Origin of the sequence: Flavobacterium qiangtangense (genome assembly GCF_042658345.1) — a bacterium.
Lineage (GTDB): Bacteria > Bacteroidota > Bacteroidia > Flavobacteriales > Flavobacteriaceae > Flavobacterium > Flavobacterium qiangtangense.
Genome location: NZ_JBHSQB010000008.1, coordinates 161,860 through 176,156, shown reverse-complemented (window position 1 = coordinate 176,156; position 14,297 = coordinate 161,860). Strand labels below are relative to the sequence as shown.

Below are 14,297 nucleotides of genomic sequence, written 5' to 3'. Positions count from 1 at the left end.
GTGTTGTTGTGGTTGAGCTTAGTCTTCGAATTCGTCTTTAAGGATTCTGATCACATCAAGGATCGTTTCTTCTTCAAGATCTGTTCTTCTAACTAAGTCATTCACATCCTGTTTTAAGATGCTTCTTGCGGTATCTAAACCTATTTTTGCAAATTCTTCGATTACCCAAGCTTCTATTTCATCAGAAAATTCAGTCAACTCAACATCATCCTCTTCTTCTGCAATATTACCTTCACGGATAACATCTAATTCGTATCCTGTCAAAAGTCCCGCTAATTTGATATTGTGGCCACCTCTACCAATAGCTTTCGACACTTCTTCTAACTTCAAGTACACATCTGCTCTTTTTGTTTCTTCATTGATTTTGATTGAAGAAACTTTTGCAGGGCTTAATGCTCTTGTAATAAACAACTGCGTGTTTGTCGTATAATTAATTACGTCGATATTTTCGTTACCCAATTCACGAACAATTCCGTGGATTCTTGAACCTTTCATACCAACACAAGCTCCAACTGGGTCAATTCTATCATCATAAGAATCAACGGCCACTTTTGCTTTTTCACCCGGAATTCTGACTACACCTTTAATCATAATCAATCCGTCGAAAACCTCAGGAATTTCTTGTTCAAATAATTTTTCTAAAAACTTCTCAGAAGTTCTAGACATAATAATTTGAGGTTTATTTCCTTTCAATTCCACATTTTCAATGATTCCGCGAACGTTATCTCCTTTTCTGAAAAAGTCAGAAGGAATTTGTTTTTCCTTTGGAAGCACAATTTCATTTCCTTCATCATCCACCAAAATTACGGCTCTTGGACGAACGTGGTGTACTTCTGCTGTATAAATATCGCCAATTAAATCTTTAAATTGTTTGTAAAGATTTGTGTTATCATGTTCATGAATTTTAGAAATCAAGTTCTGACGTAGTGCTAAGATAGCTCTTCTTCCTAAATCTATCAACTTTACTTCTTCAGAAACTTCTTCTCCAATCTCAAAATCTGGTTCAATTCTTCTTGCTTCTGTTAATGTGATTTCTTCGTTTTCGAAATCTAAATCTTCGTCTGCAACAATAACTCTTCTTCTCCAAATCTCCATATCACCTTTATCAGGATTGATAATGATATCGAAATTATCATCAGAACCATATTTCTTTTTCAATGCATTTCTAAACACATCTTCCAAAATCGCCATAAGCGTTACACGATCAATTAACTTGTCGTCTTTAAACTCTGAAAATGACTCGATTAATGCAATATTCTCCATGCCTATTCTTTAAATTAAAATGTTATTGTAACAATTGCTTCTTTTATATCGGCATAAGGAAGTTCCAATCTTTTTTCCACTGTCACTTTTCCTTTGCCTATTTCTTTTGGTTCTCTTGCAGTCCAAGTCAATGTGATAAAATCATCATTTGCATCAACTAATTCTGCAGTTATAGTATCTGACGCAGTTTTTACTTGCAAAGTTCTGCCGATATTTTTTTTGTATTGTCTAACTAATTTTAACGGAGCAGAAACTCCACCAGAAGCCACTTCTAGAGAATAATCTTGTTCTTCTCTGTCTAAATTAGCATCAATCGCACGACTAATGTCGATGCAATCTTGCAAATTTACGCCATTATCCCCATCTAAGGTAATAATAACTTTAAAAGTGTCTGTAATTGTCAGGTCAATTAAAAAAAGTTCAGGCTTCTCTTCAAGACCTGCATTTAATAACTCGCTAACTTTTTCTTTAAATGTCATATTTTTATAAAAAGAGGGGACAATTAGTCCCCTCATTATCTAGTTTTTAATAAATAACGGTGCAAATATAGTGATTTTTTTATATATCTAAAATGATTGCAGTATATTGTGCGGTGTTAATTTTTATTCTTACCTTTAATGTAAGAAAAACGAGCTTAAATTTTTATAAAATATTCTTATCCTTACAACTATGAAAAAAATATTAGTCCCTACCGATTTTTCTGCAAATGCAGAATATGCGTTAAAAGTCGCAGCAAAAATTGCCCGTGAAAATGACGGCGAAATCATCCTTCTTCACATGTTAGAATTACCTGGACAAGCAAGCGACGCTGTTGGTTCTGGAAAAGACATTCCTGAAATTATGTTTTTCAAAAACAAGGCGATTGAAAAGCTTGAAGACCTTATGGATGTTGATTATTTAGACGGAATTCCGGTTTCTGAAGCCATTCAATTTGAGAAAGCTTTTGAAGGAATTGTTAGCGTTTCCCACAAAAATAATGTCGATTTAATTGTAATGGGTTCTCACGGAGCCAGCGGTTTCCAAGAAATGTTCATTGGCTCAAATACTGAAAAAGTGGTTCGCTCTTCTGACATTCCTGTTTTGGTTATCAAAAAAGAAGATGCTGATTTTGGTGTTTCAAAATTTGTTTTCGCTTCTGACTTCAGCGAAGAGATTAAATCTTCATTTTCTAAAGTGGTTGATTTTGCAACAAAATTTAAAGCACACCTGAATTTGGTAATGATCAACACCCCAAATAATTTTAAATCTACAGAAGTCGCCAAAAAAATTATGGCAGATTTTATCGCTTCTTTCAATATTTCAGATTACACAACTCACATTTATAACGACACAAATGTGGAAAAAGGAATCTTAAACTTCGCAAAAAGCATCAATGCTGATTTAATTGGGATGAGCACTCACGGAAGAAAAGGAATCTCACATTTCTTCAACGGAAGCATCAGTGAAGATTTAGTAAATCATGCTCAGCGCCCGGTTGTAACTTTTAAAATCTAAAAGATCAATTAATTGCATAAAAAAACCTCTCATTTCTGAGAGGTTTTTTGTTGGCCCACAAGGACTCGAACCTTGAATGACTGCACCAAAAACAGTAGTGTTACCATTACACCATAGGCCAGCATTTCTTTATTGCGAGTGCAAATTTAGTACAAAAAACATATTGTGCAAATTTTTTTTCGATTTTTCTTGAATTTTTTTTTTTTGGCTTTCCGTTAAGCAAAAAAGCTTTTTCTTTGCAAGTATAAAATTATAAGTTCTCTATGGTATCTTTCAACTTTAAAAAATGGAATACAATTATAGGATGGTCAGTTTTTGCAATCGCATTGGTGACTTATTCCCTAACTGTTGAACCCACATTAAGTTTCTGGGATTGCGGTGAATACATTTCAACTGCTGCAAAATTGGAGGTTGGTCACCCACCTGGCGCACCGCTTTATCAAATGATGGGAGCCTTCTTCGCAATGTTTGCAACCGAAGCTTCAAAAGTCGCTTTGATGGTGAACATGATGTCGGTTTTTTCAAGTGCCTTTACCATTCTTTTTATGTTTTGGTCCATGACAATGATCTTAAAAAAGCTAGTTTCTAGATTTACCGAGATCGATAACAATAATTCTATCGCCATTTTAGGAAGCGCATTCGTTGGTTCTTTGGCTTACACTTTTTCAGATAGTTTTTGGTACAATGCCGTTGAAGCAGAAGTTTATGCCATGGCAAGTTTACTGATTGCGGTCTTATTTTGGTTAGGCTTGCGTTGGGAGCAAGATATGGACACGCCAAGAGGAAACCGCTGGTTATTACTGATTTCATTGGTTGTTGGGCTTTCTTTCGGAGTTCACTTTATGGCTTTATTGACCATTCCTTCTATCGGATTTTTATATTATTTCAAACATTACAAAACAGTTACAGTTAAAAACTTCATCATTGCAAATATTGTAGTGGTTTCTGTTTTGCTATTTATATTCCAATTGCTTTTGCCTTTGACTATGGGATTCTTCGGAAAAACAGAGGTTTTCATGGTAAATTCACTAGGACTCCCTTTTGATTCAGGAACAATTTTCGTTGCTTTATTATTTATCGCTGCGTTTTATTTCGGATTAAAATACACGAAACAAAAAGGATATGTGCAATTTAATACGATGATATTATGCGTTCTTTTCATCTTGATTGGTTTCTCAACTTGGATGATGCTTCCGATTCGTGCCAACGCCAATGTGGTTATTAACGAAAACAAACCTTCTGACGCAAGAGAGGTTTTGGCTTACTATAATAGAGAACAATATGGTGCCAATCCACTTTTTTATGGTCCGCAATTTTCTGATACTTATGCAGGATTAGACAAAGAAAATCCTTACTTAGACAAAAAGCCGAACTACGAAAGAGATTACAAAACAGGAAAATATGTTATTGTAAACAATTTCAAAAATGCAGAACAAAATACTGATGACAACCACAAAGCATTTCTTCCGAGAATGTGGAGTACCGATCACGCTGCAAACTACATGACTTTTACGCATGTTTTAAATTTTAGATTAGATCCAAATTATTCTTACGAAGAAGAACTTCCAAGATATGGCGTAAATCCAAATGAATTGTCTGAAGAAGAATTGGCGCATTACACGTCACAACTTCGTGCAGAAATGGAGAAAAACGTGTCTGATTTTAGAAAAGCGTATGCTTCGGGACAAATTGACACTGACGGTTACCACAAATTTTTGAAGAATTATGGTGATTATCTGATCATCGATAAGCCAACAACCGGCGATAATATTTCTTTTATGTTCGAATACCAATTTGGATATATGTATTGGAGATATTTAATGTGGAATTTTACCGGAAGACAAAACGACAACCAAGGAAAATACGATAATCTAGACGGAAACTGGATGAGCGGTATCAATTTTATTGACGAAGCGCGTTTGGGTTCGCAAGAAAATCTTCCTTCAGATGTCTTGAATAACAAAGGAAGAAACTTGTACTATTTCTTGCCGTTTATTCTCGGAATTATTGGTTTAGTTTACCACGCAAATAAAGATTTAAAAGGATTTTATGTGTTGCTAGCACTATTTTTATTCACAGGTCTAGCCTTGAAAATTTACTTGAACGAAAGACCGTTTGAACCTCGCGAGAGAGATTATGCTTTGGTTGGTTCCTTTTATGTTTTCGCAATCTGGATTGGTTTTGGAGTTTATGCCATTTACGACGGAATCAAAAATTACTTGAGTCCAAAGATCGCCGGACCAGTTGTAATCGCGGTAACATTATTGGCAGCGCCGGTTTTAATGGCTTCTCAAAACTGGGATGACCACGACCGTTCTGATAAATATACGGCAATTGCAATGGCAAAAGCCTATCTTGAATCGTGTGAGCCAAACGCCATTTTATTTACGATTGGCGATAATGACACGTTCCCACTTTGGTATGCCCAAGAAATTGAAAAAGTCAGAACCGATATTAGAATCGTGAATACCAGCTTATTCATGACCGATTGGTATATTGACCAAATGAAAGCAAAAGCATATGAATCTGAAGGACTGCCAATTAGCTTCACGCACGATCAATATGTAGGAGATAAATTAGACTATTCAATTTACCGTCCGCAGACAGAAAATCGTTGGGCAATCAAAGATTTCATCAGCTTTTTAGCGTTAGATGATCCAAGAACTTTATATGAAATTCCGAATGGACAGAAGATTCATTTCTTCCCAACAAACAAATTGAGAATTCCTGTAAACAAGGAAGAAATCATTAAAAACAAAGGCGTTTCTCCAAAGTATTACGATTCAATTGTTCCTTATATTGACATCGATATTAAAGAAGGTGCGCTGTATAAAAACAGAGTAATGATGCTTGACATTGTGGCTCAAAACAACTGGAAACGCCCAATTTATTTCACAGGAGGAAGCTTTGGTGACGATGATTATCTTTGGATGAAAGATTACTTGCAACTAGACGGAATGGTTTATAAATTGGTTCCAATTAAAACGCCTCTTGCAAAAGCGGCGAGCCCGATGGACATGGGACAGATTGATTCTGATAAAATGTATGATATCGTGATGAAATGGGATTGGGGAAATAGCGGTAGTAAAAAAATCTACCACGATACCGAAACTCGCAAAAATAGCATCACTTATAGAACCAACTTGGCACGTTTAATGGAGCTTCTGATTAACGAAGGAAAAACTAAGAAGGCAAAAGACATTATTGATCTTGCAATGAAAGAAATGCCGATAGACGAATTTGGTTTCTATACTTTTTTAGAGCCTTTTGCTGGCGGTTATTATGAAGTTGGCGAAAAACAAAAAGCGAGAGATATTTTGACTAAAGTTTCTAAGAAATACCAAGAAAGCTTGACGCATTTTAAAACATATAGCATGGCCGCGCAAGAAGATCATTATATTGATATCGTAACTGATATTGAAAGATACAGAAGCTTGCTAGATGTGATGAAAGATCGTGGAGACGCTGAATTCTATGAGCAAAATAAGAAAACATTCAATTCTTATAATGCGATGTTCAAACAATTTCAACGTAAAAACGCAGAATAATTTCTTCATAATGGAGAATAAAAATGTGCCAATTCCTCAAAAGTTTTGGCACATTTTAATTTAATAAGATTTGGATTATGGATTTAATGTGGGTGAAAACCAACCGATTTATAAAATGGATTTTTCCAAAATATATTTGGGATATAAAAAATTCAGATAATAAAATCTATTTGACTTTTGACGACGGACCAATCCCTGAAGTGACAGAATGGGTTTTGGAAGTTTTAAGTAAATGCGAAGTAAAAGCCACTTTTTTTTGCATCGGAGATAATATCGAAAAGCATCCCGAAATCTTTCAGAAAATAATCCAAAACGGTCATTCCATCGGAAATCATACGTTTAATCATTTAAAAGGCTGGAATTTTTCTACCGAAGAATATATTGAAAACACTCTGAAATGTGAAAACGCAATCACTTCAAATTCGGAAATCAAAAATCTAAAGTCAAAGATTTTTCGTCCACCTTATGGCAAGATAAAACCTTCGCAATCAGAAATACTGCGAAAAATGGGCTACAAAATAATAATGTGGGATGTCTTGAGCGTGGATTATGACAAAGAAATTTCACCAGAACAATGCTTTGAAAATATAGTCCAAAATACAGTTTCCGGAAGCATAATTGCCTGCCACGACAGCTTAAAGGCTTTTAAAAACCTTGAATATGCGTTGCCAAAAGCAATTGAATATTTAAAAAATAAAGGATTTGTGTTTGAACGAATCGACTAAACGTGTTCTTGAACCAAACCAATGATTGTATTGGCGTCCATTTCACCAGATTGTCTCCAGATCATTTGGCCTTCCTTATAAATCATCAGTGTTGGAAGTCCTTTGATACGAAGCGCGTCGGCCAATTCCTGATTTTTATCCACATCAATTTTAATCACTTTTGCTCGGTCTCCCAAAGCAGCAGCGACATCTCTGATCACCGGATGCATTGACACAGATTGCTCATTCCATTCTGTATAGAAGTCAATTAAAACAGGCACTGCGGTGTTAATAAGTTCTCCGAATTTTGACATATAATTGAAAGTTTACTTTGACTTTTAATTCTAATTTACAACAATTTCTAATACAAATGTAGCATTTTTACTGAATTATGCTACATTTTTACCTTTTTTTAGCGTAAGCACTGTAATCTCTGGCATAATCCCCACTCTACCCGGATAGGCGTGAAAACCAAAACCGCGATTTACATAAACATATCTTCCTAGATTTTCATACAATCCAGCCCATTGCTTATAAACGTATTGTACTGGACTCCATTTAAATAGACCCGGAATTTCAATTCCAAATTGCAGTCCGTGCGTGTGTCCGCTTAAAGTCAAATGGTATTTTGTTTTGTGGTTTTTCACTTCATATTCCCAATGCGATGGATCGTGGCTCATCAAAATTTTAAAATCAGAATCGGTCAATCCTGCGGAAGCTTTTCCCAAATCTCCAGCTTGCTTGAAATTATGTCCCCAATTTTCCAATCCGATCAAGGCAATTTCTTCTTGGCCGTTATTGATTTTTATATTTTCGTTTAAAAGCAATTTGAAATCAATTTGGCGATGCAAATCTTTTATTGCTTCAAAATTATCGTTTTTCGCTTTCGCGGAAGGCCAAGTCACATACTCGCCATAATCGTGATTTCCTAAGACAGAATATTTTCCGAATTTTGGATTGTAAATTTTCTTAAAAGTATCAATCCACGGATGCATTTCTGTGGCGTGCGTGTTTACAATATCTCCGGTAAAAAGCACAATATCAGATTTTTGCTCGTTGATTAAGTCAATCGCATATTGAATTTTCTCAGGATTATCAAAGCTTCCAGAGTGAATATCAGAAATTTGGGTAATTGTCATTCCATCAAAACTATCCGGAAGATCTGGAAAATAGACAAATTGCTTCATCACTTTAAAATTATATTTCCCAACGGTCATTCCATACAATAAAGAAAGAAACGGAATCGCAGCCGCACCAAGCGCTACTTGACTGACAAATTTTCTTCTGTCTGGCAAAAATCCGCCCGATCCAGTTGAATTGTCTCCGGTAAAATTTGTGATAACTCCAGAAAAAACGCGGTAAATATCCTCTCCAAATAAAAATAGCGTTACAACTAATTTTGGCAAAAAAGTAATTAAAACCAATCCTAAAGTAATTAACGATTGTCTATTTTGACCAACTGTTTTATCAAATTGCGTAAAAGAATAAATGACGAAAACGATGATGGCAAGAGAAATAAATTGATATGGAATTAAAATCCATTTGGCTCTTGTTATGGTTTTAAAGGCTTGAAAGGCATAAAGTTCTACGAGGAGGACAAAAGCGATAAAAAATATCCAGCGAAGCATAAGTTGTTTTTGAATTTAAGCAAAGTAAATAAATAATAAACGCCGTTTTTGATTAATTGGATAAATTTTAACTAAGCTGATTTTCGCAATCGATTTATGAATAGAATTTACCATCGATTTATAACATATCGAAAATTGTATGTTAAAAATATTAATAATATAAATTTTACATCTTCAAAAAAAGAATATTCGGCAATTTTTAATTTTCGTTATTTTTATTTAATCTAAATAAATAACTTTGCGGCTTAAATTTCTACCACTATGAAAAAACATTATTTTAAGCTGTCTTTTTTTGCCTTATTTCTCGCAAATTCTCAAGCAAATGCCCAAACTTGTCTGCCAACATTTCAATATGGCGCTGACAGTAATATGATTACCAATGTGCAGTTCGCAACTATAAATAACACCTCCCCTTTTACATCGGGAACCACGCCAGTTTATGAAGATTTTACTGCGCAATCGGCTTCATTTAACGCTGGAGACAGTTTTCCAATTTCAATAAAAGGTCCGTCAAGCACTTTTCCAAGTGATGTGATGGTTTATATAGATTTTAATCAAAACGGAAGTTTTTCTGACGAAGGCGAAAGTTTTTATGCCGGAAGAATTGCTCCCGCAAATCCAGCAAATGCTTTTACAATTACCTCAACAATTTCAATTCCAGCAACAGCTCTTGCGGGCAATACCAAACTTAGAATTGTAAAAAACACAAATGTTGCCGCTTTAAGCGATCCTTCTGCTCCAAATTCTATTTCTGGCCCTTGCGCATCAGATTTAAGAGCAGGACAAACTGAAGAATATACTCTTGTAATCACAGCGTCTCCGCAAGTTTGCAATGATCCCGGAAATAATCCTGGTGATTTGGGTTGCGTGATTTTTACTTACAATGGAACTACAAAAACTTTGGTAACAGTTCGAGGTGCCGACGGAAAAGTTTGGTTACAACAAAACTTAGGAAGCAATGCGGTTGCTACTTCTGCCACTGACGAAAATGCTTACGGCGATATGTTTCAATGGGGAAGATGGGACGACGGACACCAATTTCGCGATTCACAGACGTCTTCAATCGCGCCTCAACCAAATAATCCAAATGGTTTGACTGACGGAAATTCAAAATTCTTAACCGGAAGCGCTGAATGGTGGAAAACCGGAACAATTACAGATAAATGGGAAGCGTCAACTGTTGCAGAAACATCATCACAAAATGGTTGCGATCCTTGTAAAGCTTTAGGAAATGGTTGGAGTTTACCTACACAAACAGAATGGGCAACGGCAATTTCTAGCGAGCAAATTATCAGCGTTCAAAAAGCATTCGACAGTAATTTAAAGCTAACCGTTGGCGGTAGCAGAACTTCTTCTGGAACATTCAATTTTGTTGGCGTTCGAGGTTATTATTGGAGCAATACCACAACCACCACAACTGGTTATGCAAAACACCTTTATTACAGTAGCGCAATTATTAATGCAAATTCAGGATCTTATCGTGAATTGGGAATGTCGGTTAGATGCTTGAAAAGCGCATCATTGGGAATTGGTGATTTCATCGAAAAATCATTTAAAATTTATCCAAATCCAACAGCTTCTTTTGCAACAATTGAAACCAATCTAGAAGTTAAAAATATAAATGTCTTTAATCAACTTGGCCAATTAATTTCTACTCAAAAGAGCACACAAGTTGATCTGTCGAATGTTGCTTCTGGAATTTACATTCTTCACTTAGATTTTGAGAACGGACAAAAATCAGTTCAAAAAATCATTAAGAAATAACTTGAAATCTGTTTCATTTTCTTTTTAGTTAGTTTTTTGTTTTTTTTTGAAAAACCGATGTTATTTATTTAGCGTCGGTTTTTCTTTTTTAGTGCCTAAGTTTTGTATTTTTGGAAGCTATAAATAAAAAATTATGTCACAAAAACGCCTTTTTCTTCTCGATGCTTATGCCTTAATTTTCCGTGGTTATTTTGCATTCATAAAAAACCCAAGAGTCAACTCAAAAGGAATGGATACTGGTGCTATCATGGGTTTTATGAACTCACTTTTAGACGTAATTAAAAGAGAAAAACCTGATCATTTGGCGGTTGCTTTTGACAAAGATGGAAGTCAGGCCAGAACAGAAATGTTTACTGAATACAAAGCAAATCGCGACGCAACTCCTGACGCGATCAAAATTGCGATTCCTTATATCCAAGAATTATTGAAGGCGATGCACATTCCTATTATTGAAATTGCAGGTTGTGAAGCCGATGATTTGATTGGAACCATTGCCAAACAAGCTGAAAAACAGAATTACCAGGTTTTTATGGTAACTCCAGATAAGGATTTTGCACAGTTGGTTTCTGAAAATATTTTCATGTACAAGCCTGCGAGAATGGGCAACGGAATCGAAATTTGGGGAATCCCAGAAGTTTTGGAAAGATTTGAAATTGATCGTCCAGAACAAGTGATTGATTTCCTTGGAATGATGGGCGATGCCGTGGATAACATTCCAGGATTGCCGGGCGTTGGCGAGAAAACGGCGAAAAAATTCTTGAAAGAATATGGTTCGATGGAAAACCTTTTGGCGAACACGCACGAGCTAAAAGGAAAGATGAAAGAAAACATCGAAGCGAATAAAGAAAAAGGAATTCTATCAAAGAAATTGGCGACAATTATTACCGATTGCAACGTGACTTTCCATGAAGAAGATTACGCTTTGACAAGACCAGACATTGAAAAAACCGAAGCTATTTTTCAAGAATTAGAATTCAGAAGAATGGCCGAACAGTTTGACAATTTATTTAGAGTAGATCACAACGCATCGGTTACAAATAATCCGGCAGAAGCGAGATTGTATAAGAAGCCACAGCCAAAAAGCGACGACCAGTTTGATCTTTTTGCCATTCCATCCGAAGGAGAAAATGGCGAAGAAATCAGAACAAGTTTTTACAAAACATTGGCCGATACAGAACATTTCTACCAAACTGTGGAAGGCGATATGGCGATAAAATTTCTGTTGCAAAATCTTTTGAAACAAAAAAGTGTCAGCTTTGATACTGAAACTACCGGAATCGATCCGTTGACGGCAGAATTAGTCGGACTTTCATTTTCTTGGGAAAAAGGAAAAGGATTTTATGTTCCGGTTCCAGAAAATCAAGCGGAAGCACAAGTAATTGTTGACAAATTCCTTCCGTTTTTTCATTCGGAAGAAATTGAGAAAATCGGACAAAATTTAAAATACGATTTAAAAGTTTTAGCCAATTATAATGTAGAAGTCAAAGGAAAAATCTTTGATACGATGATTGCGCATTATCTGATTAATCCAGATATGCGCCACAATATGGACATTTTATCGGAAACTTATCTGCAATATTCTCCAAAACCGATTGAAGATTTGATTGGAAAAAAAGGCAAGAATCAAAAGACAATGCGCGATGTTGCTGTCGAAGAAGTCAAAGAATATGCGGTGGAAGATGCCGATGTAACGTTGCAATTAAAAGATTTTTTCGACAAAGAATTAGACGGAACAAATACCAAGAAATTATTCGAAGAGATTGAAGTGCCGTTGGTTCCTGTTTTAGCTGCGATGGAAATGGAAGGAATCAATCTTGATGTTCCGTTTTTGCAATCGCTTTCTGCCGATTTAGAAAGTGATATTCAAAAATTAGAAAATCAGATTTATGAAAATGCGGGCGAAAAATTCAATTTGGCTTCGCCGAAACAATTAGGAGAAATACTTTTTGACAAATTAAAAATCGGCGGTGCAAAACAGAAGAAAACCAAAACCGGACAATATGCGACTGGTGAGGAAGTCCTTTCATATCTGGCTTTGACGAGTCCGTTTGTGCAGGATATTTTAGATTGGCGCCAGTTGGTGAAATTGAAAAACACGTATGTTGACGCGCTTCCGTTGCAAGTTTGTGGAAAAACACAAAGAGTCCACACCGATTATATGCAAACTGTTGCGGCAACAGGACGGTTGAGTTCGAACAATCCAAACTTGCAAAACATCCCGATTCGAACAGAAAGAGGTCGTCAAATTAGGAAAGCTTTTATCGCAAGAGATGAAAATTACACGTTAGTTTCTGCCGATTATTCTCAAATTGAACTTCGAATTATTGCTGCTTTGAGCGGTGAAGAAAATATGATCAAATCGTTTCAAAACGGTGAAGATATTCACGCTTCAACGGCGGCGCAGGTTTTTAATATTCCTTTGGAAGAAGTGACTCGCGAGCAAAGAAGTCACGCAAAAACAGTGAATTTCGGAATTGTTTATGGCGTTTCTGCCTTTGGATTAAGCAACCAGACTTCACTTTCAAGAGCGGAATCTAAAGATTTGATTGACGCTTATTATGTGACGTATCCAAGATTGAAAGCGTACATTCAGGAGCAAGTGGAATTTGCAAGAGAAAATGGTTATGTGCAGACGATCCTAGGAAGAAGACGTTATTTAAAAGATATTAATTCGCAAAATGCAATGGTTCGCGGTGGCGCTGAACGAAATGCAGTCAACGCTCCAATTCAAGGAAGCGCTGCTGATATCATTAAAATTGCGATGATCAATATCCACAAAAGATTAATTGCCGAAAATTGGAAAAGTAAAATGTTGCTTCAGGTTCATGATGAGCTTGTTTTTGACGTTCACAATAGCGAATTAGAGAAAATAAAACCGATGATTAAGGAAGAAATGGAAGGCGCGTTTACTTTGAGTGTGCCATTGATTGTGGATATGGGAGTTGGCGAAAATTGGCTAGAAGCGCATTAATTTTTTGATTTTTGATTTAAGACTTTTCTTTGTAAACAAATTCTATGAAAAAAATATTTTTATTCCTGTTAATTACACTTTCTATAAATTCATTTGGACAAAATAAAAACTCAAAAACGATTACCATTCCGTTTGAATTGTTAGGAGGCGGACATATTTTAATTACGGCAAAAGTCAACAATATCGAAGGAAAATTTATTTTTGATACTGGCGCCGGACTTAATTTATTGACCAAAAAATTTGCTGATAAAGTCACAAATCTAAAAAAGACCGATGGATTTTACACAGGCCATCGCGCAACGGGCGAAGCAATCGATTGCGATCTTTGGGATTCAGAAACACTTGAAATTGGAAGTTTTAGCTCGAAAAAACAGAAGTTCACTACAATCGATATGGATTTTCCTGTGGACGGATTAATTTCGTTATTGCCTTTTAAAGAAACTGCGTTTACTATTGATTACAAAAATAAAGTCTTGGTTTTGGAAACGGATAAATCGTTGAAAGCTTTGGTTAAAACCGGAACTTCTTTACCAATTCAGATATCTGATGACGCTGAAAAAACTTTAGGCATTTCGACTTATATTACACTAAATGACAAGCTTACGTTGCAGATGAATTTAGACAGTGGCGCGGGTTTCAACGTTTTCAGATTCAGTTCAAGATACATGGAAAAACTGGATGTTGACTCTACAAAAGTGGAGAAAAAATACAGAGCGAGCGATTTTAAACCATCCGAAGGAAATAATTATTATTTTACCAAATTGGCTAAAATCAATCCAGCTTCAAACGATAAAATTAAGGTGGAAGATTTTAAAGCTACTTTCATTGAAGGACTGATTTATGAAGCCATCGGAAGCATCAATTGGCTTGGCGACAAAATCACGATTGACCTTCAGAAAAAAGTGCTTATCATAAATAACTAAGA

The 14,297-nt window shown here is 35.7% G+C and carries 10 protein-coding genes and 1 tRNA gene; 6 read left to right on the top strand and 5 right to left on the bottom strand.

Annotation, left to right across the window (positions count from 1 at the left end; all coding sequences use genetic code 11):
* Positions 1 to 18: 18 nt before the first annotated feature.
* Positions 19 to 1,263: a transcription termination factor NusA gene (gene nusA, locus ACFPVY_RS11570; RefSeq protein WP_379792170.1), complete on the bottom strand. Its 1,245-nt coding sequence runs from the start codon at positions 1,261 to 1,263 to the stop codon at positions 19 to 21.
* A gap of 14 nt (positions 1,264 to 1,277) precedes the next feature.
* Positions 1,278 to 1,742 (bottom strand): ribosome assembly cofactor RimP, encoded by a 465-nt coding sequence (gene rimP, locus ACFPVY_RS11565; protein ID WP_379792168.1) that lies wholly within the window; start codon positions 1,740 to 1,742, stop codon positions 1,278 to 1,280.
* A 190-nt stretch (positions 1,743 to 1,932) separates the two neighbouring features.
* Between rimP and ACFPVY_RS11560 the strand changes: the two genes are divergently transcribed.
* Positions 1,933 to 2,757, top strand: coding sequence for a universal stress protein (locus ACFPVY_RS11560; protein WP_379792167.1), 825 nt, complete (start codon positions 1,933 to 1,935; stop codon positions 2,755 to 2,757).
* A 50-nt stretch (positions 2,758 to 2,807) separates the two neighbouring features.
* Here ACFPVY_RS11560 and ACFPVY_RS11555 read toward each other — a convergent pair.
* Positions 2,808 to 2,878: transfer RNA gene (locus tag ACFPVY_RS11555), tRNA-Gln, on the bottom strand.
* Positions 2,879 to 3,020: 142 nt separating this feature from the next.
* Between ACFPVY_RS11555 and ACFPVY_RS11550 the strand changes: the two genes are divergently transcribed.
* Positions 3,021 to 6,305, top strand: a complete 3,285-nt coding sequence (locus ACFPVY_RS11550; RefSeq protein WP_379792166.1) for a DUF2723 domain-containing protein — start codon at positions 3,021 to 3,023, stop codon at positions 6,303 to 6,305.
* 77 nt (positions 6,306 to 6,382) lie between these two features.
* Positions 6,383 to 7,030 (top strand): polysaccharide deacetylase family protein, encoded by a 648-nt coding sequence (locus ACFPVY_RS11545; protein WP_379792165.1) that lies wholly within the window; start codon positions 6,383 to 6,385, stop codon positions 7,028 to 7,030.
* Here ACFPVY_RS11545 and ACFPVY_RS11540 read toward each other — a convergent pair.
* Together ACFPVY_RS11540 and ACFPVY_RS11535 are read right to left on the bottom strand one after the other, a co-directional pair.
* On the bottom strand, positions 7,027 to 7,323 hold the full coding sequence (locus ACFPVY_RS11540) for a thioredoxin family protein (RefSeq protein WP_379792164.1): 297 nt from the start codon (positions 7,321 to 7,323) through the stop codon (positions 7,027 to 7,029). The two genes, ACFPVY_RS11545 and ACFPVY_RS11540, sit on opposite strands and share 4 nt — an antisense overlap.
* A gap of 75 nt (positions 7,324 to 7,398) precedes the next feature.
* Positions 7,399 to 8,637, bottom strand: coding sequence for a metallophosphoesterase (locus tag ACFPVY_RS11535; protein WP_379792163.1), 1,239 nt, complete (start codon positions 8,635 to 8,637; stop codon positions 7,399 to 7,401).
* 261 nt (positions 8,638 to 8,898) lie between these two features.
* On the opposite strand from ACFPVY_RS11535, the gene ACFPVY_RS11530 reads away from it, so the two are divergent.
* The 3 genes from ACFPVY_RS11530 to ACFPVY_RS11520 all read left to right on the top strand — a co-directional run bounded on the left by ACFPVY_RS11530 (position 8,899) and on the right by ACFPVY_RS11520 (position 14,295).
* Positions 8,899 to 10,401 (top strand): T9SS type A sorting domain-containing protein, encoded by a 1,503-nt coding sequence (locus tag ACFPVY_RS11530; RefSeq protein ID WP_379792162.1) that lies wholly within the window; start codon positions 8,899 to 8,901, stop codon positions 10,399 to 10,401.
* A 130-nt stretch (positions 10,402 to 10,531) separates the two neighbouring features.
* Positions 10,532 to 13,372: a DNA polymerase I gene (polA, locus tag ACFPVY_RS11525; protein ID WP_379792254.1), complete on the top strand. Its 2,841-nt coding sequence runs from the start codon at positions 10,532 to 10,534 to the stop codon at positions 13,370 to 13,372.
* A gap of 44 nt (positions 13,373 to 13,416) precedes the next feature.
* Positions 13,417 to 14,295, top strand: a complete 879-nt coding sequence (locus ACFPVY_RS11520; protein ID WP_379792161.1) for a retropepsin-like aspartic protease — start codon at positions 13,417 to 13,419, stop codon at positions 14,293 to 14,295.
* Positions 14,296 to 14,297 lie beyond the last annotated feature (2 nt).

Excerpts from the sequence above, each read along its gene's own strand:
- ACFPVY_RS11545 (WP_379792165.1), top strand. The coding sequence starts at position 6,383 with ATGGATTTAATGTGGGTGAAAACCAACCGATTTATAAAATGGATTTTT.
- ACFPVY_RS11560 (WP_379792167.1), top strand. The coding sequence starts at position 1,933 with ATGAAAAAAATATTAGTCCCTACCGATTTTTCTGCAAATGCAGAATAT.
- ACFPVY_RS11520 (WP_379792161.1), top strand. The coding sequence starts at position 13,417 with ATGAAAAAAATATTTTTATTCCTGTTAATTACACTTTCTATAAATTCA.
- ACFPVY_RS11535 (WP_379792163.1), bottom strand. The coding sequence starts at position 8,637 with ATGCTTCGCTGGATATTTTTTATCGCTTTTGTCCTCCTCGTAGAACTT.
- ACFPVY_RS11550 (WP_379792166.1), top strand. The coding sequence starts at position 3,021 with ATGGTATCTTTCAACTTTAAAAAATGGAATACAATTATAGGATGGTCA.
- ACFPVY_RS11530 (WP_379792162.1), top strand. The coding sequence starts at position 8,899 with ATGAAAAAACATTATTTTAAGCTGTCTTTTTTTGCCTTATTTCTCGCA.
- ACFPVY_RS11540 (WP_379792164.1), bottom strand. The coding sequence starts at position 7,323 with ATGTCAAAATTCGGAGAACTTATTAACACCGCAGTGCCTGTTTTAATT.
- nusA (WP_379792170.1), bottom strand. The coding sequence starts at position 1,263 with ATGGAGAATATTGCATTAATCGAGTCATTTTCAGAGTTTAAAGACGAC.
- rimP (WP_379792168.1), bottom strand. The coding sequence starts at position 1,742 with ATGACATTTAAAGAAAAAGTTAGCGAGTTATTAAATGCAGGTCTTGAA.